28 protein-coding genes and 1 riboswitch are annotated in these 22864 nt (G+C 34.3%); of the genes, 19 read left to right on the top strand and 9 right to left on the bottom strand.

The window, feature by feature from the left end; translation table 11 throughout:
* Nucleotides 1–17 precede the first annotated feature (17 nt).
* The 6 genes from C794_RS12545 (at nt 18) to C794_RS20480 (ending at nt 6193) form a co-directional block, all read left to right on the top strand.
* Nucleotides 18–326, top strand: a complete 309-nt coding sequence (locus tag C794_RS12545) for a YunC family protein (RefSeq protein WP_017797487.1) — start codon at nt 18–20, stop codon at nt 324–326.
* A 133-nt stretch (nt 327–459) separates the two neighbouring features.
* Nucleotides 460–1548 carry an HD-GYP domain-containing protein gene (locus C794_RS12540; protein WP_017797486.1) on the top strand — a complete coding sequence of 363 codons (1089 nt, stop codon included), beginning with the start codon at nt 460–462 and terminating at the stop codon, nt 1546–1548.
* 57 nt (nt 1549–1605) lie between these two features.
* Nucleotides 1606–2394, top strand: a complete 789-nt coding sequence (gene yunB / locus C794_RS12535; RefSeq protein WP_026133799.1) for a sporulation protein YunB — start codon at nt 1606–1608, stop codon at nt 2392–2394.
* 40 nt (nt 2395–2434) lie between these two features.
* Nucleotides 2435–2611: riboswitch (Lysine riboswitch) on the top strand.
* 146 nt (nt 2612–2757) lie between these two features.
* Nucleotides 2758–4326 carry a Na+/H+ antiporter NhaC family protein gene (locus C794_RS12525; protein ID WP_017797483.1) on the top strand — a complete coding sequence of 523 codons (1569 nt, stop codon included), beginning with the start codon at nt 2758–2760 and terminating at the stop codon, nt 4324–4326.
* Between the two features lie 220 nt (nt 4327–4546).
* A complete protein-coding gene (locus C794_RS12520; RefSeq protein WP_017797482.1) occupies nt 4547–6082 on the top strand; it encodes a sodium-dependent transporter in 1536 nt (511 codons plus the stop codon).
* Nucleotides 6083–6193, top strand: coding sequence for a methionine/alanine import family NSS transporter small subunit (locus C794_RS20480; RefSeq protein ID WP_017797481.1), 111 nt, complete (start codon nt 6083–6085; stop codon nt 6191–6193).
* A gap of 64 nt (nt 6194–6257) precedes the next feature.
* Here C794_RS20480 and C794_RS12510 read toward each other — a convergent pair whose 3' ends face one another.
* Together C794_RS12510 and C794_RS12505 are read right to left on the bottom strand one after the other, a co-directional pair.
* Entirely contained in the window at nt 6258–7226 is a 969-nt protein-coding gene (locus C794_RS12510) for a M23 family metallopeptidase (RefSeq protein ID WP_017797480.1), read from the bottom strand.
* 35 nt (nt 7227–7261) lie between these two features.
* A complete protein-coding gene (locus C794_RS12505) occupies nt 7262–7816 on the bottom strand; it encodes a YhcN/YlaJ family sporulation lipoprotein (protein WP_017797479.1) in 555 nt (184 codons plus the stop codon).
* Nucleotides 7817–7948: 132 nt separating this feature from the next.
* Between C794_RS12505 and C794_RS12500 the strand changes: the two genes are divergently transcribed.
* Nucleotides 7949–8224, top strand: coding sequence for a YutD family protein (locus C794_RS12500; RefSeq protein WP_017797478.1), 276 nt, complete (start codon nt 7949–7951; stop codon nt 8222–8224).
* Nucleotides 8225–8252: 28 nt separating this feature from the next.
* Here C794_RS12500 and C794_RS12495 read toward each other — a convergent pair whose 3' ends face one another.
* Together C794_RS12495 and C794_RS12490 are read right to left on the bottom strand one after the other, a co-directional pair.
* The gene (locus C794_RS12495; RefSeq protein ID WP_017797477.1) at nt 8253–8504 is read right to left on the bottom strand and encodes a hypothetical protein; all 252 of its coding nucleotides are present in this window, start codon (nt 8502–8504) and stop codon (nt 8253–8255) included.
* Nucleotides 8505–8568: 64 nt separating this feature from the next.
* Nucleotides 8569–10002, bottom strand: a complete 1434-nt coding sequence (locus tag C794_RS12490) for an amidase (RefSeq protein WP_017797476.1) — start codon at nt 10000–10002, stop codon at nt 8569–8571.
* A gap of 126 nt (nt 10003–10128) precedes the next feature.
* Between C794_RS12490 and C794_RS12485 the strand changes: the two genes are divergently transcribed.
* The 3 genes from C794_RS12485 to C794_RS12475 are packed head-to-tail and all read left to right on the top strand — an operon-like array spanning nt 10129 to nt 12020.
* Entirely contained in the window at nt 10129–10575 is a 447-nt protein-coding gene (locus C794_RS12485) for a DUF86 domain-containing protein (RefSeq protein ID WP_017797475.1), read from the top strand.
* A gap of 5 nt (nt 10576–10580) precedes the next feature.
* Nucleotides 10581–11213, top strand: coding sequence for a helix-turn-helix transcriptional regulator (locus tag C794_RS12480; RefSeq protein ID WP_017797474.1), 633 nt, complete (start codon nt 10581–10583; stop codon nt 11211–11213).
* Between the two features lie 27 nt (nt 11214–11240).
* Nucleotides 11241–12020 carry a TIGR01457 family HAD-type hydrolase gene (locus tag C794_RS12475; RefSeq protein ID WP_017797473.1) on the top strand — a complete coding sequence of 260 codons (780 nt, stop codon included), beginning with the start codon at nt 11241–11243 and terminating at the stop codon, nt 12018–12020.
* 134 nt (nt 12021–12154) lie between these two features.
* Here C794_RS12475 and C794_RS12470 read toward each other — a convergent pair whose 3' ends face one another.
* Nucleotides 12155–12673 carry a phosphatidylglycerophosphatase A family protein gene (locus tag C794_RS12470; protein ID WP_017797472.1) on the bottom strand — a complete coding sequence of 173 codons (519 nt, stop codon included), beginning with the start codon at nt 12671–12673 and terminating at the stop codon, nt 12155–12157.
* An 83-nt stretch (nt 12674–12756) separates the two neighbouring features.
* Between C794_RS12470 and C794_RS12465 the strand changes: the two genes are divergently transcribed.
* Both C794_RS12465 and C794_RS12460 read left to right on the top strand, forming a co-directional pair.
* Nucleotides 12757–13716 carry a protein kinase family protein gene (locus C794_RS12465; protein WP_017797471.1) on the top strand — a complete coding sequence of 320 codons (960 nt, stop codon included), beginning with the start codon at nt 12757–12759 and terminating at the stop codon, nt 13714–13716.
* Nucleotides 13717–13741: 25 nt separating this feature from the next.
* Nucleotides 13742–14710: a 2-hydroxyacid dehydrogenase gene (locus C794_RS12460; protein ID WP_017797470.1), complete on the top strand. Its 969-nt coding sequence runs from the start codon at nt 13742–13744 to the stop codon at nt 14708–14710.
* A gap of 57 nt (nt 14711–14767) precedes the next feature.
* On the opposite strand, the gene C794_RS12455 is transcribed toward C794_RS12460, so the two are convergent.
* Complete coding sequence (locus tag C794_RS12455; RefSeq protein WP_017797469.1) at nt 14768–14992, bottom strand: NifU family protein; 225 nt, start codon at nt 14990–14992, stop codon at nt 14768–14770.
* A 158-nt stretch (nt 14993–15150) separates the two neighbouring features.
* Here C794_RS12455 and C794_RS12450 point away from each other — a divergent pair, with 158 nt between their 5' ends.
* The 4 genes from C794_RS12450 (at nt 15151) to C794_RS19835 (ending at nt 17815) form a co-directional block, all read left to right on the top strand.
* Nucleotides 15151–15480 (top strand): YuzD family protein, encoded by a 330-nt coding sequence (locus C794_RS12450; protein ID WP_017797468.1) that lies wholly within the window; start codon nt 15151–15153, stop codon nt 15478–15480.
* A gap of 29 nt (nt 15481–15509) precedes the next feature.
* Nucleotides 15510–16370, top strand: a complete 861-nt coding sequence (gene dapF, locus C794_RS12445; protein ID WP_017797467.1) for a diaminopimelate epimerase — start codon at nt 15510–15512, stop codon at nt 16368–16370.
* A gap of 72 nt (nt 16371–16442) precedes the next feature.
* Nucleotides 16443–16799 carry a HesB/IscA family protein gene (locus tag C794_RS12440; protein WP_017797466.1) on the top strand — a complete coding sequence of 119 codons (357 nt, stop codon included), beginning with the start codon at nt 16443–16445 and terminating at the stop codon, nt 16797–16799.
* 416 nt (nt 16800–17215) lie between these two features.
* Nucleotides 17216–17815, top strand: coding sequence for a polysaccharide deacetylase family protein (locus C794_RS19835; protein ID WP_017797465.1), 600 nt, complete (start codon nt 17216–17218; stop codon nt 17813–17815).
* A 37-nt stretch (nt 17816–17852) separates the two neighbouring features.
* On the opposite strand, the gene C794_RS12430 is transcribed toward C794_RS19835, so the two are convergent.
* Entirely contained in the window at nt 17853–18839 is a 987-nt protein-coding gene (locus tag C794_RS12430) for an NAD(P)/FAD-dependent oxidoreductase (protein WP_017797464.1), read from the bottom strand.
* Nucleotides 18840–19224: 385 nt separating this feature from the next.
* Here C794_RS12430 and C794_RS12425 point away from each other — a divergent pair, with 385 nt between their 5' ends.
* From C794_RS12425 to C794_RS12415, 3 genes are all read left to right on the top strand, one after another.
* Nucleotides 19225–20436 (top strand): NAD(P)/FAD-dependent oxidoreductase, encoded by a 1212-nt coding sequence (locus tag C794_RS12425; protein ID WP_017797463.1) that lies wholly within the window; start codon nt 19225–19227, stop codon nt 20434–20436.
* Nucleotides 20437–20540: 104 nt separating this feature from the next.
* Entirely contained in the window at nt 20541–20852 is a 312-nt protein-coding gene (locus C794_RS12420) for a YuiB family protein (protein WP_017797462.1), read from the top strand.
* A 61-nt stretch (nt 20853–20913) separates the two neighbouring features.
* Nucleotides 20914–21588 (top strand): 3D domain-containing protein, encoded by a 675-nt coding sequence (locus C794_RS12415; protein WP_017797461.1) that lies wholly within the window; start codon nt 20914–20916, stop codon nt 21586–21588.
* 96 nt (nt 21589–21684) lie between these two features.
* On the opposite strand, the gene C794_RS12410 is transcribed toward C794_RS12415, so the two are convergent.
* Together C794_RS12410 and C794_RS12405 are read right to left on the bottom strand one after the other, a co-directional pair.
* Nucleotides 21685–22164, bottom strand: a complete 480-nt coding sequence (locus C794_RS12410) for a divergent PAP2 family protein (protein WP_017797460.1) — start codon at nt 22162–22164, stop codon at nt 21685–21687.
* Nucleotides 22165–22260: 96 nt separating this feature from the next.
* Nucleotides 22261–22860, bottom strand: a complete 600-nt coding sequence (locus C794_RS12405; RefSeq protein ID WP_017797459.1) for a biotin transporter BioY — start codon at nt 22858–22860, stop codon at nt 22261–22263.
* Between the last annotated feature and the right edge of the window lie 4 nt (nt 22861–22864).

The following is a 22864-nucleotide window of genomic DNA, read 5'->3' as shown; positions in this document are numbered from 1 at the left end:
AGGGGGCAAATGTACGAATGATTACAATAGAACCTCTCGAGGTAGATGGGATTATATTTACAGCTGTAAGTGTGGAATTGCCAAAGACAACATTATTAACGATTAGTAATGATGTAGGTTATATCATGTGTGCAGCATTGGATGTCGATATTTTTAATGAAATACCTAAACTTCAAGAACGGAATGTCGTAGCTGGCCGTGCAATGGGAGTTAGAACAATCGATCAGTTGCTTCACGCACCACTAGAAAAAATCACTGATGCATCTAAAGAATATGGATGGGAAGTTGGAATAACTGGGAAAGAGGCTTTATTAAAAATATCATAACTATTTAAAAAGCTTTTCTTTCACAGGAAAAGCTTTTTAAATTATAAGGAAAATTAAGATAGGCATAGGTTGTGATATTTGGTACGATATTACTAATACAATGTTGAAAGATGTCGGATTATAGGAGAAATCTATGAAATTAGTAAGTACGAAACTTATTCAGTCTGAAGATACATTAGCTCAATCATTATATGATGAGCAAGGAGTAATTTTATTGGCAAGAGGAATGAAATTGACGTCAAACGTTATTCAAAAGCTGCTAGATCGTGGGATTACTTATGTATATATTGAAGGTGATATTGATGATGACCAGTATTACGAACCAGTTATTTCCGATCAACTTCGTCAAAAAGCAGTACATACACTTAATGATACATTTAGAGGAATAAAACAAGCAGGCCTTCTAAGTAAGTCTTACGTACTTCAAACAAAAGAAATGGAGTTAAAAGAAGTTGTTGATCAAATTTTGTATGAAGTTGAAGGGAATGAAAGTTCGTTAACATTGCTTTCAGATATTATGATCACCAATGATTATATTTTACAACATTCTCTAAATGTAGCTATATACTCGATTGCGATCGGAAAACAATTAAGTTATACTTCCGAACAATTAAAAGAACTAGGTATCGGTGCGTTATTACACGATGTAGGTAAGATTTTTATTGAATCGGAAATTTTAAATAAACCTTCTAGCCTAGATGAAACAGAGTTTCAAATTATCAAAAGTCATACAAAATTAGGATTTGATTATTTACGAAGCTATCCTGGATTTCCTAAAAACGTTGCGCAATGTGCCTATCAACATCATGAAAGACTAGATGGTTCTGGTTATCCTTTAGGCTTATATGACAAAGATATTATTCCTTATGCGAAAATCATAGCTGTGGCAGATGTTTTTGATGCAGTAACTAGTAACCGAGTTTATCGAGAAGCTTTATTACCACATGAAGCGTTGGAAATTTTATATGCTGGTGCAGTTAGGGAATTTGATATAACAATAATTGAGGCTTTTAAAAAAAGTATTGCTGTTTATCCGGAAGGGTTAATGGTTAATTTGAGTGATGGTAGTTCTGGAAAAGTAATAAGACAAAATAAACATTTATGTGATCGGCCGATTATTCGTGTGACAGAAGTACAGGGGAAGATACTGGATAATCCGTATGAATTAAATTTAGGAAAAGTGATGAATACCCTTATTAAGGAAGTTATTAAAAATAGATAATCCATAGTTCTACCTTCTCTAAGAACAAGCATACATTGTGTAGAGGGGGTATGAAGGTTGAGGTTCAAAAGAAGATATCGCATCCGAAGAAAATCATACAGAAGGCCTCCACATCGTCAATTTTTAGTGATTATGACCCTTATCATATTTGTTGTATCCATGGCCTTTAGTTTTTGGATTATTAATGACAAGATTGAACCTATAGTTAAAGACATTGCAAAAAGGAAAACTGAAGAATTTGCCACACGTGCAATAAATTCTGCGGTAGATTTTGTAGGTGAATATAGTTTTGAAGATATGATTGATATTACTTATGATAACGAAGGAAACTTAGTTACTTACAATCAAAATAGAGCCGTAATTAGTGAAATTAATCGAGTTGCTACAGATCGTGTTGAAGAGTTCTTTGTACATGTAAATGAAGGGAAGCCTTTAAGTTTTAAATATAATCTGGAAGAACCATTGAACGATGATGGAAGTGCTGAGGGTCGTGCTGCTATTGATCCAACTCTCATTGAGATCCCTCTTGGACAAGTGACAGGTAATTCGGTACTATCTAATCTTGGCCCGAGAATACCAATTAATATGCAAGTAATTGGAAATGTGAGAACAAATGTAGTAAGAGAAACCGAAGAATTTGGCATTAATGGATCATGGGTTACTTTGTATGTGAATATAGAAGCAGATGTACAAATCATTGTTCCATTTACTTCAGATGTAACAACCGTTCATACAGAACTATATTTAGATAGTGGTGCAATCATGGGGAAAGTACCCGATTTCTATGGTGGGGATGGATTACCAGATATAGCAATACCAAAGGATGATTTGCAGAATGATGAATAATATAGTATATTACTAGTAATTGAATAATGCCTTATCAGATCGGTGAGGTAGAGGAGCATACAACATTAGTAATCAACAAGAGGATGACAACGATGAAAGTTGGTGGAAGGGTTGTTTGCCGAAGCATAATAAGGGTCACGCTTATTATTGCTGGTACATCTTTGAATAAAAGATGCACTGTCATGCAAGAATATGTGCATGGAGAACTACTGATCGAAATGGAGGATAACGTTTGTTGGTAAAACAATGATGGTTATTTTCTGTCGTTGTTTTTTTTGTGCTTAAAAATAGCAACGTTGCTTCACATCAAGAGCATTTCGAGTATTATCTCCATCACCAAATATTTATTTGGAGGTAAAAGCTATGGAAGGTACGATTTATTCGCTGATTCCTGCAGTGATTATGCTACTTTTAGTGATTATTACACGTAATGTATTAATATCATTAGGTACTGGAATTATTGTAGGGGCACTACTAATTCACAATTTTAATATTTTATCCTCAATCACAGAGATTTGGGAAGTATTTTACACCATATTTTATGCTGAAGACGGATGGCAAGTAGGAAATATATTTCTCCTAGGATTTTTATTACTTCTAGGTATATTAACAGCATTTTTACAAGCATCAGGTGGAAGTAGAGCATTTGGGGATTGGATGATGAAACGAGTAAAGACAAGAACTGGTGCACAAGTAATGACAGCTGTTATTGGAATAATTATTTTTATTGATGACTATTTTAATAGTTTAGCAGTTGGTCAAATTGCTAGGCCGTTAACAGACCGACATCGAATATCGCGTGCAAAACTTGCTTATTTTATTGATTCTAGTTCTGCTCCTGTTACTGTGTTAGCCCCGATTTCTAGTTGGGGAGCATATATTATTGGGACGTTAGGGACTTTATTCGCGGCTAATGAAATTACAGAGTATCAACCATTTGAAGCATTCATACAAATGATTCCTTTGAATTTCTATGCCATATCTGCAATTATACTTGTATTTATTGTAGCGTATTTCCGTTTGGATTTAGGACCAATGCATACACATGAAAAAAGAGCTGAAAAAGAGGGAGAGCTTCTTAACCCAGAACAAGACAGTGTTGCCGGAGATTTAGGTGATGTTTTTGATCCACATAAAGATGGTAAAGTATACCACCTATTAGTACCAATTATTGTGTTATTTATTGTTACAATTGGTTCAATGTATACCACAGGTGTAATAGCGGCGTCTAGTTATGGCTTAGTTGATGCCTTTGCAAATACAGATGTTAATCTATCCTTAATATTAGGTGGTCTTTCCTCTGTAGTAGTTGCCGCTGTGTTCTATTTTTCTCAAAAGGTACCGCGTTCAGAGTTAGGAAAAATATTAATTGAAGGTGCAAAAACTATGATTCCTGCAATAAATATTCTTCTACTAGCTTGGATGATTGGAGCAATTATTGGAAGTATTGGAACAGGAGATTACTTAGCTGGATTAGTTGAAAATGCTTCAATTAATGTGTCGTTGTTACCCGTTATATTATTTATAATATCCGCAATAATGGCTTTATCAACAGGAACATCTTGGGGAACATTTGGTATTATGCTTCCAATAGCTGCTAACATTATGGTTAATACGGATAGTAGTTTATTGTTACCAGCACTTGCAGCAGTACTTGCTGGAGCAGTGTTTGGTGATCATTGTTCTCCAATATCAGATACTACTGTACTATCCTCTACAGGTGCAGGTGCAAATCATATAGACCATGTACTTACACAATTGCCTTATGCGACGATAGCTGCAGTATCCGCAATAGTTGGATTTACCTTAGTAGGTTACACTCACTCTACGTTACTTTCCTTACTAGTCACAATTGTACTAATGAGTATTATTGTATTAATACTGAAGAAAGTAGTAGTTGACCGAAGAAAAGAAAAAACAACTAATGAATAAAGAATGACTAAAAGAATCACATGAGCGTATAGGATCCCTATTGCTCATGTGATTTTTAATCTTTACAAAACTCCTTCTAAATTATCAGAACCGTTTGACAAAATAGGAGAACAAGATATAATACAATTATAATAGTCTGAAAGTAATAATAATTGATATTATTCTACATATTAATAAAGAAACAGGCTATTACTATTTTTGATTTTAAGGGGGAAAGTAAATGGAAAATCGGTCACAATGGGGAACACGTGCTGGATTTATTTTAGCAGCAGTGGGTTCTGCAGTTGGTTTGGGTAATATATGGAGATTTCCTTCCGTGGCTTACGAAAGTGGTGGAGGAGCGTTTTTTATTCCATACCTATTTGCATTATTAACTGCCGGAATACCGATATTAATCATGGAATTTACAATGGGGCATAAATATAGAGGATCAGCTCCATTGACATTTAGTAGAATGAACAAGAAATCAGAATTCGTAGGTTGGTGGGCGGTTTTAGTTGCCTTTGTTATATCGACATATTACTCTGTCATTATTGCCTGGGCAATTTCATATTCTTTCTTCTCATTTAATCTATCTTGGGGAGAAGATACAGAAGGATTTTTGTTTGGAGATTATTTACATCTAGCAGATGTACCTGGCCAAGTAGGCGGATTAGTTCCAGGAGTATTAATACCTTTGATTGTAGTTTGGGTTCTTGTATTGGGAATTTTATTCCGTGGTGTAAAGAAAGGTATTGAAGTAGCTAACCGTATATTTATACCACTTCTAGTTATAGTGTTTTTAGTAATTGTTATCCGTGCAGTAACATTGCCTGGAGCAGCAGAAGGTTTAAATGCATTCTTTACTCCAGACTTTAGCAGAATACTTGAACCTGATGTATGGATTGCTGCATATGGCCAAATCTTTTTTAGTTTATCCATTGCTTTTGCAATCATGATCACCTATTCTAGTTATTTACCGAAAAAATCAGATATCACAAATAATGCTTTTATTGTTGGTTTCGGTAACTCTGGTTTTGAATTACTAGCAGGAATTGGAGTTTTTGGTGTATTAGGTTTTATGGCTGCATCTTCAGGAGTAGGAGTAGATGAAGTTGTAGCTGGTGGAGTAGGACTCGCTTTCGTTGTTTTCCCAGCTATTATTAATGAATTACCCGCATTTAATGGCTTGTTTGGTGTATTATTCTTTGTATCCTTAACTTTAGCAGGAATAACATCATTAGTATCTATTACAGAAGCATATGTATCAGCTTTAGTAGATAAATTTAAAATTACACGTACAAAAGCAGTATTATTCGGTGGTGGATTAGCTGCAGTTATTTCACTATTATTTGCTAGTCGTGGAGGATTACATTTCTTAGATGTAGTGGACTATTTTATCAATCAATTTGGAGTAGCGATGTTAGGAATGGTTGAGGTCGTACTAATTGCTTGGATATTACGCAAGTCAAATGTATTAAAGTCGCATGCTAATAGTGTTTCGGATATCCGATTAGGATCATGGTGGACTATTTGTTTAACAATTATTACTCCGATTGTAATGGGATATATGATGCTCGGATTATTTAAGCAAAACTTGTTAAGAGAGTTTGATACAGCTACAGGAAATTATGAGGGATATGCAAATGCCTTTGTTGCATTTGGAGGATGGACAGTAGCTATCGCGGCATTAGTAATCGGTATAGTTCTGTCATTAACAAAATGGAAATCCGATGAATTGACTGAATATACCGAACAAGATAAGGAGGCAAAATAAATGTCGGCTAGTGCAATTACAGTAATGATAATTGGAATGGTAATTCTTTGGGGCGGATTAGCGGCTAGTATATGGAATACCATTCGAAAGGGTAAAACGGAAAATAATTAAGAAAAAATCCACTTTCTAACAACAATAGGAAGTGGATTTTTTACCATCTTGAATTTAACTCGTTTTATTTAGACATACGCTCCCATTTTTTTAAGTAAGGATAAGGATCAAATGAGAATTCGCTATATCCATTGTCTTTATACATACCATAATGCAAATGTGGTGGAAATTTACCCGATGTTCCAGGCGGTCCGTATCCTGTGGAGCCAACACTACCGATAACATCACCCGGCTGTACAACTTGACCTACTTTTAAATCGTCACTATAACCATTCATATGTGCATAATAATGATAAATATTGTAGATGTCTCTAATCCCTATTCTCCAACCACCGTAAAGATTCCATCCCATCATCTCTACTACACCGTATGTTGTTGATTGAACTGGAACGCCGTAAGAGGCAAAGATATCGGTCCCTTCATGAATTCGTAAACCACCGAATCCACGTCGATCACCCCATGTATTATTGAAACTATAATTATAATTCGTATCTACTGGAAATGCTCGATTAGTAAGGTGAACGTGACCAAATTCCTTAAATACTTTAGATGTATTCATAATGGTTTGCACTGTCAAATCCCTTTTGTAATATTCCCAAAGAGCAATCTTGATGTCATCTTCATTTAATCCATACTCTTCGATAAACATACCCATAGAATATAAAATATCTTCCTCATTGTCTATTTGTGCTTTACCGTCACCATTACCATCTTTTCCAATACCACCAAAACTTTGAATGATTTCCATTTCAGGAGCTTTAGCAGCATTACCTAGTCCGTACCAAATTTCATCTGTAAAATCAATGGATATTACTTTCTCAGGTTCATCACTATTAATTATATTTCTTTCGTAATTATCAATCGCCGCAAAATAATACCATGGAATTTGTGTTATTGCTTCCGTTTTTTTGAAAAGAGCCATACGTTGTTCGTAAATATCATTTTCTTTATTTTCTTCAGCCAAGACAGTTAATGGGAGACTAGTAATAAAAAGTATGAATCCCAATAGTGTGAGCATTTGTTTTGGATACACGTTGTCACCTCCTTTTTTAATTAAAATGCTATTGCTTATTCGTCATCTGGCGTTCCATCTTGTTTCATTTCTTCTATAATAGTTTGTACCGTTTGATCATAATCGAAATTTGGATCGTTCGCCAGTGAGTAATGAAGGGTTTGTATATCTTGAATCAACGACTTATCACCAGATGTATAAATATCATAATAACGAGGTAACACGGATTCTGCCGTTTTCCTTGCATTTATCATAGCTTCGTCTATTGCGATATTTTCTGACTGTTCGAATGCAATTAGAACTTCTTCATCAGTAACTAATGTAGCAACTTCTTCATATTGATTATTTTGTAATAAAATTCGTGAAATCATATCAGCCATTTCCCGACGGTCAATAGTGATTGCACGATGTTCATGTGATTCATCATTAGCAAATTCATCTTTTGTATAGCGAACAAAACCTAACTTATTATTAGTTTCAGCTGGTTCTGTTTGATTTCTATTTGGGTCTAGTTGAGGTGAGGTATCATCCGCAGCATCATCTGTACCACATCCTACTAAACATAAGCCAGTGATTAAAAATAATGGTATTAACAATTTCATCTTCATCATTTCATTATATCCTCCCATACTTTTAGTATTTGTAGTTTTTATAAAAATCCTAGAAATCATGCAGGTAATTTTTTCTGGTTTTTGTGATATCGACTATGATAAACTAAAAGCACATAAAGGAGTGGATCATTCATGATTGAATTGAATGGGAAGAAATATGAAATGATCGAAAATATTAAAGATGGTTTTCAAGAAGATACAATTAAAGAACGGTATTCCGATATATTAGCAAAGTACGATTATATCGTTGGTGATTGGGGATATGACCAGCTCCGTTTAAAAGGATTTTATGGTGAAAGGAATTCAAAAGCCCCGATTGATTCAAAAATTACGGCGCTAGACGATTATTTACTTGAGTACTGTAATTTTGGCTGTTCTTATTTTGTATTGAAAAAATTACCAAAATAAAAAGGGGACAAAACAATGTCCCCACGCTTTATTCTTCAGATTCATCTTCTAATGGATGTGAACCAGGAACTCGACGCTCTGTTTTTTCATGGTTCTCTCGATCTGGATAGACAAATGCACTATCACGATATTGACCTTCTTGCCACGGTTCTGATTTTCCTTGAACAGGTTCATTTTGATTTATATCTGAACCGTAAGCCCCCTCAGGAAATTCTTCTGGTATAAGACGCTCTTTTTGCTTTTTAACATTAGAAATTTCTTCATATTTTTGTTTTTTCATTAAAACACTCCCCCTATATTTTTCAGTATGCGCATACCCTTGAAAAATATGAAGGAAGACTACACTATTTTAAATTCGGCATTGGTGCTATTTTAAATCCACGATATTTTTTCTCAATTAATTTGGCTAACCGAAAGATGGCATCTTCATTTCCAGACTTACTCATTATTTGAATGCTAATTGGAAGCCCATTGTTAGATTCACCAATAGGAATTGTCAACGATGGAAGTCCCCACACATTCGCATAGGCAACATATGGCATAAATTGTAGATAAGTTTTACGCATTGAAAAGATTTCTTTAAATACTTTTCCATGAGGTAATGCGGTTTCATGATACACTGGGAATATGAGGAGCCGATTATCTAAGTATGTTTCTATCATTTCATCGCCCTGCTCTATGATCGTTATGATTTCTTGCACTCTTTTACGAGATGGCTTAAACATTTTAGCACCAATAATTGCCCGGGATAAATACGGATGAACCGATGTTCTTTGTGTTAATTTTTCTTTAAAAAAAGAAGTATATACTCCTGAACGATCATTGTTAAATGCTTCATCTTCTACTAGTTTACTACCATTAATGGACATGATTTCTTGCCAAATTAATGCACTGCCTTTAAAGTATGGAGGAACCATCCGTTTAGTTGGAAAAGATTTTTCTAGAAAATATTCTAATTGATTTAATAAATCAACGGTTTCATTTGATAAAGGATATCCGGAATTGCCAGGTAAGATTTCCAGTTTAAAATCCTTTAATTTTTGTGTATGTACATTGGAGTTACTTAGTATTTCGTATAGTAACCTCATATCTTGTACGGATTTCCCCATTGGACCAATCGTCAACATACGTGCTTGTAGTTCATGTTGTATACTAGGGAAATGACCATCAGTAGATATTTGATCTTTGCCGGGTTTAAAACCAATTACACCGTTAAAATGGGCTGGGAAACGAATGGATCCCCCAACATCTGAACCAATACCAACCGCTGCTCCTCCGACTGCTAATAATGCACCTTCACCACCGCTTGATCCACCTGCTGACATAGAAATATCCCACGGATTATTTGTTCGGCCATATAATTTATTGTCCGTCTCTTGGCAAAAACACAGTGCTGGAGTATTGGTTTTTCCTAAAATAATCGCACCAGCTGCCTTTAATTTCTTTACTACAGCTGCATCCTCAATTGCGATTAAATCTTGTCTATGTTCTAATCCTCCAGTCGTTTTAAGTCCCATAACGTGAAGAGACTCCTTGATACTTATTGGAACGCCGTGTAATGGCCCAAGTTTTTGTCCGTTCTTTAATAAATTGTCATACTCCTTTGCCTCTTCGATAGCTTCAATAAACCGTTCTTCTACAACGGCATTTATAATTGGGTTTACTTCATGAATATGTTTGATAAATACAGCAACTGCTTCCAAACTTGTAATTTCCGAACTTAAAATAGCTTTTGAAAGCTGCGTCGCATCCATTTGGATTATTTGTGTATCATCCATAATGTGGTTACTCCTCGCTGATGTATTGTTATTACTTTTAATATATCACGTTTTTACAAATCCACCTATAGAATATGATATGATATCCTTATATACTCAATTTACTCATCTTGGAGGTAATTATAAATGTATTTTGTGGATCAACAAAAAATTGAAGAAATTCTTACATACATGGACAAAGTGATAGTTGAATTAAGAAAGCATTCTTCAAGTACCACGTTTTTAGATAAGATGGCAAAAGAAAGAATGATACATATAGTTATAGAGAGTATTTTAGATGTCGGAAATATGATGATAGATGGATTTATTATGCGTGATCCTGGTAGCTATGAAGACATTATTGATATATTATTGGATGAAAATGTGTTAGAAGCGGAACATGAACATGCTTATAAAAAGATTATTGAAATAAGAAAAGAGATTGTAAATAACTATAAAGAAGTTGATCATAATCAGATATTCAAATTGCTGAATATTCATTTAGGAGAAATATCTCAGTTCAGTAAATATATTCAATCCTATTTACAAAATGAATTAGGAGTTGCTAATGCTTTTTCTAATCCAAAGGGGTAATTTTGATGAAGAAACAAACACCTGTGAAAGAACAGCTGTTAGAACTTTTAAAGAAAAATCATGAATTATCTATTGATGAAATTATGCAACATTTTTCTATTTCGGAAATTGCAATAAGAAAACACTTAAAAGGATTAGTTAGTCAAAAATTTGTAAATATCATTCAACATAAACAAGAAATAGGTAGGCCGTATCATACGTACCAATTAGCTGAAAAAGGACATGAATACTTTCCGAATCAATACCAACAACTTTCTGTGCAATTGTTAGAAGATATAGAAGATATATATGGGAAAGATGCTGTAAATGCAATATTAAAGAAACAAATAGATCGATTCGAACAAATGCTAAAGAATGATTTGGGGAAGACAAAAACGGAAGAGAAATTGCATATCTTTATGGAGAAACAAAATAAAAAAGGATATATGTTTGAAAGGTTTATCAGTACAGATGGTTCTACTCTATTAATTAATTATCATTGTCCCTTTAAAGAGGCTGCTGTTAAATATCCATCGATATGTAAACATGAAGAGCGAATGTTGTCCGATTTATTTTCAGAAGGGAAAATAACTGTACATTCTTTAATAACAGATGGTGGTATATGCTGCAAATGGAAAATCAACATTAGTAATACTTGACATGGTTGGATTTTGGAGGAAAATGGAATGCAGAAATATTTAGGCTATTTAATTGATTTAGACGGTACAATGTACCGAGGAAATGAAGAAATAGATGGAGCAAAGGAATTCATTGAAAAGTTATATCAGGAAAACACCCCTTATGTTTTTGTTACGAATAATTCTACAAAAACTGCGGAAGATGTAGCTAAATATCTTCAAGATATGCAAATTCGTGCTTCAGCTTCTCAAATTATAACAAGTAGTAAAGCGATAGCAGGGTATATTCAATCTAAGCATTCAGGAAGAAAAGTGACTTGTTATTGCATTGGAGAAGAAGGTCTAAAACGGGCTTTAAATGAAATAGGTGTAGAGTTGACGAATGACATAAATAGTGACTATGTCATTGTGGGGTTAGATCGTTCGATTACGTATAAAAAATTGGAGGGCGCCTGCTTGGCGATTCGTAATGGTGCAACATTTCTCTCAACTAATAGAGACCATGCTATTCCAACTGAGAAAGGAATGGGACCTGGAAATGGAGCTATTACCGCCCTTATTTCTACAAGTACAGAAGTGGAACCGTTATTTGTCGGTAAACCAGATTCAATCATTATGCAACAAGCTTTAAAATCCATAGGTATGTCAAGTGAACAAGTTATCATGATAGGAGATAATTATCATACCGATATTCAGGCTGGAATACGTGCAAATATGGATACGTTACATGTAGAAACAGGAGTAACAACGAAAGAACAGTTACTAACATTCAATGACCAACCAACTTATACTGTAAAAACTTTAAAAGAATGGATTCCATACATATAACGACATATGGGTAATATTTAATGAAGAAGAGACTAGGGTAAAAGATTCTGACGGTAAGACATCCGACAAACCTTTTTATCCTAGTCTCTTTATTAGTTCATAACAAGAAATCTTTGCCATTTGCTTATTATAGGTTAATTATCCAATTCTGTATGTTCATCTTCAGCATCGCTATGAGCTAATCGACTAGATGCAGCAGCTGCAATTGCACCAACAATATCATCTAAGAATGTGTGAATTTGACCACTTGATTTATCATTTAGCTTTTGTAGGATACCTGGTTTTTGTTTATCGATATATCCAAAGTTGGTAAGGCCAATGGAACCATACACATTCACAATGGAAAGAGCAATTACTTCATCAATTCCATAAAGTCCTTCATCGATTTCAATTGTTTTTTGAAGCGGTTCAACTAATTTTTTTTGTTCGGCCAGCATGTCTAGTTCAATTCCTGTAAGAATCGCATTTTGTACTTCTCTCTTTGTTAAAACTCGATCAACATTGTGACGACATACTTCCAACGTTAAATTTTCATGATATTTTGATTGTAAGTAATATACTAACTCCGCAATATCATCAAGTTCAACACCGCGTTCAGTCAGTAATTGTCTAGCTTTTACTTCGAGTTCACTTTTCTTTGTATAATTTGCCATAATTATCACCTTTCTCTTTTATAGTTAATGTATCCAATAACGATTCATATAATTATTGTATACGAGTAAAGGGGGAGATGATTGTGCCACTTACGGAAATGTTAAGTAGTTTGTATTCCATTCAATCTGAAGGTAAACGCACCATTGATAATCGAGAAGGATATACAAAAGGAGAATATATTTATTTTACCATTTCAGGAAAGAACAGGGAAACAATATTAATGGAACAAGCGACATTAGCTTATCATCTCAAAGAGAATGGTGTTGCAAATGTTGCTTATCCCATTGCCAATTCAAATGGAGATTGGTTCACTTCCTATGGTGATGATAATTGGATGGTTCTAGAATTAGATGTGAGTAGTATTAGAAATACGAAAGATCCAGGAATTCAATTAGGTAGTATGCATCAAATTGGCTCTTCTTTTCAATATGAACCTAAGACGATATCTAGTTATGGAAAATGGAAAGAGTTATGGATCGAGAAACTTACCTTCTTTGAAGAAGAAATCCAAAAACAAGCAAAGGAACAACGGGGTGACTATTATAGAGAATTAATGGATATAGTACCTTACATTGTAGGTGTTAGTGAAAATGCAATTCAATATTTGCAAGAAAGTGAAAAAGAGCAACGCATACTGGAAACAGATCAAGGTACATGTTGCTTTGTTCGCTGGAATCCCCAAGGAAACCAAGTATTATGGACGGATGGTTTCGTTTTTGATCATCCGACTAGAGATATAGCAGAATATATTCGATGGTGTTTTGTTAATCATCAAAACAAAGATAACATGATACGATTTCTCCATGATTATCAATCTTATCAACCATTGTCTATTTTTGGTTGGCGCATTATCTATGCGAGACTCCTATTTCCTATTCATTTATACGATTTACTGGAAGAAGGGTTTACTTCAAGAGATACGTCGATGCTAATTAAAATGCAAACCATTCAAGAAAGTTATGAAAAACAGCTTCGAGAATTTTATCAAATTGTAGGAGTGAATACTTCTGATTGGCAAATACCTGTGGTAAACTGGCTGTAAATAAATAAAATGGAGAGATGTTTTAATGGGCAAGCCTAAGGTATTTGTTACGAGAAAATTATCAAATGAACTAGTGAAAGATTATGAAGAAATGTTAGACATTCGTATGTGGGATAAGGAAGAAGAGCCTGTTCCAGAAAAAATACTAAGAAGTCAAGCAAAAGAAGTAGACGCATTATTTACAGTATTAGGGGATCGTATTGATGCATCTTTATTAGCAGAAGCAAAAAATTTAAAAGTAGTAGCGAATATGGCTGTTGGATATGACAATATAGATATCGAGGCAGCTAAAAATCATAGTATTACAGTTACGAATACGCCTGATGTGCTTTCAGAAACAACAGCTGATTTAGGTTTTTCATTATTAGCAGCCACCGCAAGAAAAATTACAGAAGCGAATGCTTATGTTAAGGAAGACAATTGGAAACAGTGGGCTCCTTTCTTATTAGCGGGTACAGATATTCACCATAAAACTTTAGGAATTGTAGGGATGGGTAGAATTGGAGAAGCGTTAGCAAAAAGAGCAACTGGATTTAATATGAAAATTCAATACCATAACCGAACAAGGAAACCAGAAGCTGAAGAAAAATTACAGGCTTCCTATGTTAGTTTTGAAGAGTTACTCGAAACGTCGGATTTTGTCGTCACTGTAGTTCCTTTAACTGAAGAAACAGAAGAATTATTTAATCATTCTGCATTTAAAAAAATGAAGTCGACAGCAATTTTTATCAACATATCTCGAGGCAAAGTGGTTAATGAAGAAGCGTTGATTAACGCTTTAAACAAAGGCGAAATAAAAGCGGCAGGATTGGATGTTTTTTATGAGGAACCGATTCGTGCAGACCATCCACTAGTTAATATGCATAATGTTGTTTGTCTACCGCATATAGGTTCTGCCAGTAATGAGACACGTACAGAAATGGTACATCTGTGTATGAAAAATATAGTAGAAGTCACTGCTAATAAAAAAGCAATTACACCTGTTAATAACTAACACAAAAATGATCTCTGTATAACTCACAGAGATCATTTTTACATATGATAAATGGAATTAAAATACTTGTTCAATTTCACGTACACCAGGAACCTCTGCCATTAAAGCACGTTCTATACCAGCTTTTAATGTGATTGTAGAACTAGGACAGTTACCACATGCTCCCATTAAACGAAGTAATACAACACCGTCTTCATCTACATCAATTAGTTCAACATCGCCACCGTCGCGCAATAAAAATGGACGGAGTTTATTCAATACTTCTTGTACTTGTTCTTGCATTTTCATCTACTCCTTTCCCATATGTTTATTATAAATGGAATGATACAAAAAATCTATTTGAAAATTATTTTCAATTAGCAACTACTTTTATTTTATCTTTATAGAACAATTTTGTAAAATAAAAGATATAGGTAAACATGTAAAGTGGGGGAGACGAAATGACGAGCAAGAAGATTATGATTACCGTATATGGTAGTAAACAAATATGTGCTAGTTGTGTAGGTGCACCCGGATCAAAAGATACGTATGAATGGCTTCAAGCAGCAATTGGTAGAAAATATGATGTTGGTATGGTGGATTATTCGTATATCGATATTAATGAACCACAAAAAGAACTCATACATCAAGAATTTATAAAAGAAATGATAGAAGAGGATATGTTTTATCCAATCATTTTTATTAATGATAAAATCGTTGCAGAAGGTATCCCAACACTAAAGCCTATATATCGAACTTTAGATGATCTAGGATTACCACTTGTTAATTAATTATTGAAAAAGAAAGCAGGAGATTAGGGATGCAAATACCTTTTACAAAGATGCATGGTCTAGGAAATAATTATGTTTATATTGACTTATTTAATTATGAAATTGATGAAAAACTTTATTCTGATTTAGCCATCCATATGTCAGATATTTATACAGGAATTGGCTCGGATGGGATGATTTTGATTCATCCAACTACTGCTGCAGATGTGGGCATGCGAATTTTTAACAAGGATGGATCAGAAGGTAAAAGCTGTGGAAACGGACTACGATGTACAGCAAAATATGCTTATGAAAATGGAATTGTTCAAAATCGGAAGTTTCACATACAAACAAAAGCTAATATTGTTGAAGCAGAAGTGTCTGTAGATAATAATAAAGTAGATCAAGTAACAATCGATATGGGAGAACCTATATTAGCAAGAAATGAAATTCCAATGATGGGGAATAACGATTCAAAAGTAGTAAATGAACCATTTGTTGTAGCTGGGGAAACGCAATATGTTACTGCAGTTTCAATGGGAAATCCACATGCAGTGTTTTTTGTGAATGATATTGCTGAAGCTCCACTGGAAACTCTTGGACCAACAATAGAAAAAGATATGCGTTTTCCAGAAAGTATAAATGTAGAATTTATCGAAGTTGTTTCGTCGACTGAAATCAATTTTCGTGTATGGGAGCGAGGATCTGGTATAACTCAGGCATGTGGTACGGGTGCATGTGCTGCCGTGGTTGCCGCGACACTAAATGAAAAAGTAACGAAGTCACACCCGATTGTTGTTCATCTTGCTGGGGGAGATTTGAATATTGAATGGAAAGAAGATAACCATGTTTGGATGACTGGTCCAGCAGAGGTAATTGCATCTGGTCTATTTTATTACAAAGGTAAATGAATAATTCAAACGGTTGAAACTCTGTAGAACATGTGTATACTAAAAATAAGGAACTATTTAAGGAGGTTCGTCATGATTATAAATTTAACAGATAGTGCGAGCGAGCAAATTAAGGAAATGAAAAAAGACGAATCTGATCAATCGCATCTTCGTTTTGGAATAAAAGGTGGAGGATGCAGTGGTTTGTCTTATTCCTTAGGTTTTGATGAAGATATTAATGAAGAATTAGATGTTGTTCAAAATATTAATGGTATTTCAGTCGTTTTTTTTAATCAGGATATTCCAATTATTGAAGGTACCACGATTGATTACAAAGAAAATTTAATGGGTGGTGGATTTAGTATTGATAATCCAAATGCCATTGTTTCTTGTGGTTGTGGATCCTCCTTCCGTACGAAAGACAAAGTTGGAACACCAGGTGATTGTTAATTTTAAAACATATATAAACGATTTTCTTATCGCTTGCGTTGAGAAAATCGTTTTTTTGTCTAGGAAATATAAATTTGTTTATGAATAATAACTGAATATCCACGACCGGCTCCATCGTCCAGCAACTGCGACTTCATGAAATCGCCCTACATAAAGAAGACTTGCCGAATGTAATTTATGAGGTGTGGTCGCACTTATACCCTTTGGGGGTGAAAGTCTTTATGGGTTCGTCACTTCACCGTTATTCTTTAACTCTAAAGGAAGAAATAAGGAACCACCCTTGAAAAACAGGGAGCGCTCGCTACGTTGCTAAACGGGTGCTTGCGCCTTTTTTCTTTGTTAACTCAATTACTCTCTTAATTGCACTAAGGCTGGGTGAAAAGCATAGAATATATTAATACAGGAGATTAGAAGGCATGATGTTTCAGAGGCAAGACCGAATGATCGCTTTAACATTTGATGATGGACCTCAACCTGGACCAACAAATGAAATATTAGACATTTTATCAGAGAATCAGGCGAGAGCCACTTTTTTTGTGTTAGGAAATATTGCAATTCAACATCCCGATCTTACTCGAAGAATCGTCCAAGAGGGGCATGATATAGGTGTGCATTCCTTGAGTCATCCTAATTTTCAGGAAACAGAGATTTACGAAGTGTATCGTGAATTAATAGATAGTACACTGCTATTAGAAGATCTTCTTGGTATACCTGTTAAGTATGTACGCCCACCATATGGTTTCTCCACAGCTGAGGCGCAATTTTTATTTGATCGGATAGGACTACAGTCAATCCTCTGGACATACGATACGTTAGACTGGGGAATTCTAGATGCAGATGTAATTGCTGGAAATATGTTAGAAAACATACAACCTCGTGAAATAGTTTTATTACATGATATACATCCAGCTACTGCTCAAGCGATGCGCATTGCAATCCCACAACTAGTAGATCAAGGGTACGAATTAGTAACTATTAGTGAATATCTAGAAACACAGGAGAATACCTTATCTTAAAAAAGCATGGAATCATCATATTCCATGCTTTTTTCTATTAAAACATTGCAGTAGAATGTTTTGGTTGAATTCTTGCTTTAGGATCAATATAGTTTTTCGCATTATTTATTGCTGTTGGTCCTTCACCAAAACCTGTTGCTATTAATTTTACTTTCCCGTCATATGTGCAGACATCTCCAGCAGCATAAATACCTGGAATATTCGTTTCCATTTTTGAGTTAACAACAATGCTATTTTTCTCTATATCCAATCCCCAGTCTTTTATTGGACCTAGACTTGATATAAATCCGTAATTACAAATAATATCATCGACTTCTATATCAATAATTTTTTCACCTTTTACTTCCTGAAGCTGAATCTTTTCAATTTTATAGGATGATTCAATATTAATAGGAGCATAAGGAGTTAAAATTTCTACAGATGATTCTTTCAATTGATTGACACTGTGTTCATGCGCACGAAATTGGTCCCGTCGATGGACAAGTGTTACTTTAGCAGCAATTTTTTCTAACATTAACGCCCAATCAACAGCAGAATCTCCTCCACCCAATAATACTACGCGTTTATCTTTATATTGATTCATATCTCTTACGTAATAATGAAGGTTTTTTCCTTCAAACGATTCACTCTTTCCTATATTTAAGCGTCTAGGTTGGAAAGCTCCATTTCCTGCCGTTATAATAATCGTTTTCGTTAAATGAACTTCCCCAGTATTAGAGGTTAGTCGAAATGACTCGTCTTCTAGACGTTCTACTTTATCGATTGCTTGTCCAAGTACAATTTCCGGATCAAATAATTTTGCCTGTTCTTCAAGTCGGTCGATCAACTCTTGGGCATGTACTTTTGGAAAACCAGCAATGTCATATATATATTTTTCTGGATATAGGGCTGTTAGTTGTCCACCTATATGAGGAAGGCTCTCAATAATTTTAACACTTGCCTGCCGCATACCACCATAGAAAGCAGTGAATAAACCAGTTGGCCCTGCTCCGATAATTGTTACATCTAGAACTTTGCTATCCATATGTCCCCTCTTTTCTATATACAATTTATAACCATTTCAATGGTATCATAAACTGAATTATGTTGGTATTTTTCCGCACTGAAGAATAGTAATCAAGGTCAAGTCATAGTCTTAAAAATGGGTAATTTTAAGGTTGAAAAATTGAATCAAACCATGTAGTATAATGAAGTGATTTATTACAGTTTGATTACAATTAGAAATTATTTTGGTAACAGTAATTTATCAGATGGTTTCCACTAGTGACTAGGAGTAAAATTATGGATGTTGATGTTGTTATCTAGGCACTCATGTAGTTCTTCATTAGGTTTATAGAGGGATATAACGGTGATTACATACCATGATAAATATATAACGGGAATTTAATTTTATGGGAGTTGTGAGTGTAATGAATAAACCGCATATCGTAATTTTAGGAGCGGGTTATGGGGGAATGATGGCTGCAGCAAAAATGCAAAAAATGATACATCCCAATGAAGCAACAATTACGTTAGTAAATAAACATGATTATCACTATCAGACGACTTGGCTACATGAGAATGCAGCAGGAACACTTCATCACGATCGTTCTAAAATTGATATTAAAGAAGTAATTGATCGAAATCGAATAAAACTTATTTTAGATGAAGTAGTCTCTATAAAAAGAGAAGAAAAACGAGTTAAATTTAAAAATCGCGATCTTTACTATGATATTTTAATCGTTAGTCTAGGTTTCGAACCTGCAACGTATGGAATACCTGGATTAAGTGAATTTGCATATTCTATCAAAGATATTAACAGTGCTCGGCTAATTCGTGAAAGAGTAGAATATAATTTTGCATTATACACGAATGAAAAAAAATCAAAAGATGGACGATTAAATATTGTAATTGGAGGTGGAGGATTAACAGGTGTAGAATTTGCTGGTGAATTAATTAACCATATTCCAACCATATGTAAAGAATACGACATCGAAAAAAACTTAGTTAAGGTATTTTTACTGGAAGGCAAAGACTGTGTACTTTCTGGATATGATGAATCTGCTGTTCAATATGCTATGAATTCTTTACAATCTAGAGGGGTAGAAATTATAAATGATGCTGTTGTAAAAGCTTGTACAGAAGACGGTATTATTTATGAAAAGGCTGGATCAGAGTATAAAATATTATCTAAATCAGTTATATGGACGGCTGGTACAAAAGCAAATAGTATTGTAGAGCGTTTAAATTTATCTATGGACCATGGTCGTGTGAAGGTTCGGAATGATTTGCGTTCTATAGAAGACGACTCTATATATTTAATTGGTGACTGTTCGCTTCATTATGATCAAAATGGTAATGTATTACCTTCAACTGCGCAAATTGCTATGCAACAAGGAGAATTTATTGCTCGAAATATTAATGCAAAGATAAAAGGGAAGGAGATGACAGATTTCCTCCCAGACATTTCAGGGATGATAACTTCTCTTGGCAAGGATGATGGAATAGCTGAAATATTTAACCGAATATTATTTGGATGGAAAGCTGCAGTATTAAAGCGGTTCGCCGATAATTGGTACTTATTTAAATTAGGCGGTATTCAATTATTAATGAAAAAAGGAAAATTTAATATATTTCATTAGTTTATAAAGCAAAGGTAAGTTAGCTAAGCCTTTGCTTTTTACTTTATTTATTATAAAATGACTCATGTATGTGTACATAGGACGAAAAAGGGAGAGAGAGTAGCATGGTCCAATTAATTGTTTCGGTATTTCTATATTTTGTTATCTTTTTTGGGATCGCATTCATATTAAATATGCTGTTAAGACAAACCTGGTTGATGGCATTTTTATATCCAATTGTTGTCATACTAATAATTGATAATGTAGGAATTACAGAATACTTCACCAATACTGCAACAGCGTTTAATGATTTAGGTACGAGATTACTTAATATAGCATTCGCAGATATTGTAATTTTAATTGCCGGATTTGTAGGTACAATCGTATCGGGATTCGTTATTAAGTTTCTACGAAAAAGTGGCTACCAAATGTTTTAACTACTTTTTTGAATAAAATTTTAATAGATTGGAAATGATGACATCCAAAGAGGTGTTAATCATGAAAATCAAAAATTGGATGAAACATGTAGGGATGTTATCTATTATTTGCTTATCTGTATTGGAGATAACATCAGTTACAAATTTATTCATTCCAAAGCATGTGAAGGCAAATCCCATTGAACTTATTCCATCTTCAGAAGGTATTTTAGAACAGTTTAAAAATGTTAACCTAAAACCTAAAGGACTCAACGTTACAAAGGCAAAAGAAACACTGTTAAGTAATAACGAAATTGAAGGTCCTTCGTCTATAGATGAAGCGATTGATTTAGAACAATTTCCTGTTAATACGGTAATGGCAACTGGTTATACTGCTGGAATAGAATCAACAGGTAAAACTGCTGACCATCCGGAATATGGAATTACTTTTTCTGGTGTTCAAGTGAAACGAGACTTGTATTCTACTATTGCTGCTGATTTAAATGTATATCCAATAGGAACAATTCTATTTATACCAGATTATGGATTCGGCGTTGTGGCTGACAAAGGGAGCGCTATAACGGGAAATAAAATTGATTTATATTATCACACTGTAGATGATGTATATGAACAATGGGGAAAGAAAGAAGTAGACGTGTATGTTATTGAATTGGGAGATGGAACATTGACAGAAGAAACACTCATCGAGCTGAATGAAGAAGAATCAATGCAAGCTTTTCGTCAACAGTTCAATTAGAATAAAATAAGGTTGAGACTTTAAATAGTGTTGTTCAAAATATACCAGTAAGTTTGGATCTATTTTTTGATTAGACTAAAGTCTCAACCTTATTTTTTAGTAGGTGAATAATGGTGCAATGGAATAAGCTAAAATAATTCCTGTTAAAGCTCCAAAAAATACTTCAATTGGTTGATGTCCTAACAGTTCTTTTAATTCTTGCATTTTTTCTGATTCACCTTTTTTATTCCAATCTTTTGCACTTGTTGTAATCAACTGGAAATCTCGAATTAATTGGTTAATAACTACAGCTTGTTCACCTGCTTGTCTTCGTACTCCTGACGCATCGAACATTGTAATAACGCTGAAAATACAAGCTAGAGCAAATATACTGGAAGAAACTCCTTCCGTAATGCCAATAGCAGTTGTTAATGCGGTAACTGCAGCGGAGTGACTACTAGGCATACCACCGGTACTGAATGCCAAACCGGGTTGGAATTCTTTGGTGAAAATTAACTTAATCGGTATTTTTATTACTTGTGCAAAAATGATTGCACATAAAGCAGCCCAAAGAGGGAAGTTGGAAAACAGAGTCATGTATGACGAAACATCCTTCCTGCAAAAGCACATGTATTTGTATAAATGTTTCTGTTATTTTATCACACAGACCTGGGAATATAAAGAAACAACCGATTAGCGTGAAATGTTTTGGATTACTGGAATGGAAGATATCCGTTTTTGTAAAGCGATCATTGTAACTGAGGCTGCGATAGTTAATACTCCATCTTTAATTAGAAAAGGAACCATTCCGATCCATGCAGTTAAATAAGAAATTGGAAGCTCTAACCATTCATTCATAGCTATATACATATATGTAACACCTATAGTATAGTTTATCACCAATCCAATACATGCAACTGCAATCAAGTTCTTTGTGGAATAGATTGATTTATTTTCTAATATCCAGCCAACAATAAAAGCGACAAATACAAATGAAATAATAAATCCTCCGGTTGGGCTAATCATTGGATAGAATCCACCTTTTAAACCTGCGAAAACAGGTAATCCGGTTAGACCAATTAATATATATACAATCATTGCAAAAGCACCGAGTCGTTTTCCTAAGATCATACCAGCTAAAATTGCAAAGAATGTTTGTAAAGAAAGTGGGACAGAAGCTCCACCAATTGGTACAGTTAAAAATGGAAACCAAATAGCAATATTGGCACCAATTACCATAAGACATACAAATAATGAAGTATAGGTTATATGTATCGCTCGAAATGATTGCATTATC

It is taken from the genome of Oceanobacillus kimchii X50, assembly GCF_000340475.1.
GTDB classification, from domain to species: domain Bacteria; phylum Bacillota; class Bacilli; order Bacillales; family Amphibacillaceae; genus Oceanobacillus; species Oceanobacillus kimchii.
The sequence above is the reverse complement of the archived record's forward strand: the minus strand, read 5'-3'. Positions and strand labels throughout refer to the sequence as shown.

Excerpts from the sequence above, each read along its gene's own strand:
- C794_RS12545 (WP_017797487.1), top strand. The coding sequence starts at position 18 with ATGATTACAATAGAACCTCTCGAGGTAGATGGGATTATATTTACAGCT.
- C794_RS12540 (WP_017797486.1), top strand. The coding sequence starts at position 460 with ATGAAATTAGTAAGTACGAAACTTATTCAGTCTGAAGATACATTAGCT.
- C794_RS12525 (WP_017797483.1), top strand. The coding sequence starts at position 2,758 with ATGGAAGGTACGATTTATTCGCTGATTCCTGCAGTGATTATGCTACTT.
- C794_RS12520 (WP_017797482.1), top strand. The coding sequence starts at position 4,547 with ATGGAAAATCGGTCACAATGGGGAACACGTGCTGGATTTATTTTAGCA.
- C794_RS20480 (WP_017797481.1), top strand. The coding sequence starts at position 6,083 with ATGTCGGCTAGTGCAATTACAGTAATGATAATTGGAATGGTAATTCTT.
- C794_RS12505 (WP_017797479.1), bottom strand. The coding sequence starts at position 7,816 with ATGATGAAGATGAAATTGTTAATACCATTATTTTTAATCACTGGCTTA.
- C794_RS12500 (WP_017797478.1), top strand. The coding sequence starts at position 7,949 with ATGATTGAATTGAATGGGAAGAAATATGAAATGATCGAAAATATTAAA.
- C794_RS12495 (WP_017797477.1), bottom strand. The coding sequence starts at position 8,504 with ATGAAAAAACAAAAATATGAAGAAATTTCTAATGTTAAAAAGCAAAAA.
- C794_RS12490 (WP_017797476.1), bottom strand. The coding sequence starts at position 10,002 with ATGGATGATACACAAATAATCCAAATGGATGCGACGCAGCTTTCAAAA.
- C794_RS12485 (WP_017797475.1), top strand. The coding sequence starts at position 10,129 with ATGTATTTTGTGGATCAACAAAAAATTGAAGAAATTCTTACATACATG.
- C794_RS12480 (WP_017797474.1), top strand. The coding sequence starts at position 10,581 with ATGAAGAAACAAACACCTGTGAAAGAACAGCTGTTAGAACTTTTAAAG.
- C794_RS12475 (WP_017797473.1), top strand. The coding sequence starts at position 11,241 with ATGCAGAAATATTTAGGCTATTTAATTGATTTAGACGGTACAATGTAC.
- C794_RS12470 (WP_017797472.1), bottom strand. The coding sequence starts at position 12,673 with ATGGCAAATTATACAAAGAAAAGTGAACTCGAAGTAAAAGCTAGACAA.
- C794_RS12460 (WP_017797470.1), top strand. The coding sequence starts at position 13,742 with ATGGGCAAGCCTAAGGTATTTGTTACGAGAAAATTATCAAATGAACTA.
- C794_RS12455 (WP_017797469.1), bottom strand. The coding sequence starts at position 14,992 with ATGCAAGAACAAGTACAAGAAGTATTGAATAAACTCCGTCCATTTTTA.
- C794_RS12450 (WP_017797468.1), top strand. The coding sequence starts at position 15,151 with ATGACGAGCAAGAAGATTATGATTACCGTATATGGTAGTAAACAAATA.
- dapF (WP_017797467.1), top strand. The coding sequence starts at position 15,510 with ATGCAAATACCTTTTACAAAGATGCATGGTCTAGGAAATAATTATGTT.
- C794_RS12440 (WP_017797466.1), top strand. The coding sequence starts at position 16,443 with ATGATTATAAATTTAACAGATAGTGCGAGCGAGCAAATTAAGGAAATG.
- C794_RS19835 (WP_017797465.1), top strand. The coding sequence starts at position 17,216 with ATGATGTTTCAGAGGCAAGACCGAATGATCGCTTTAACATTTGATGAT.
- C794_RS12430 (WP_017797464.1), bottom strand. The coding sequence starts at position 18,839 with ATGGATAGCAAAGTTCTAGATGTAACAATTATCGGAGCAGGGCCAACT.
- C794_RS12425 (WP_017797463.1), top strand. The coding sequence starts at position 19,225 with ATGAATAAACCGCATATCGTAATTTTAGGAGCGGGTTATGGGGGAATG.
- C794_RS12420 (WP_017797462.1), top strand. The coding sequence starts at position 20,541 with ATGGTCCAATTAATTGTTTCGGTATTTCTATATTTTGTTATCTTTTTT.
- C794_RS12415 (WP_017797461.1), top strand. The coding sequence starts at position 20,914 with ATGAAAATCAAAAATTGGATGAAACATGTAGGGATGTTATCTATTATT.
- C794_RS12410 (WP_017797460.1), bottom strand. The coding sequence starts at position 22,164 with ATGACTCTGTTTTCCAACTTCCCTCTTTGGGCTGCTTTATGTGCAATC.
- C794_RS12405 (WP_017797459.1), bottom strand. The coding sequence starts at position 22,860 with ATGCAATCATTTCGAGCGATACATATAACCTATACTTCATTATTTGTA.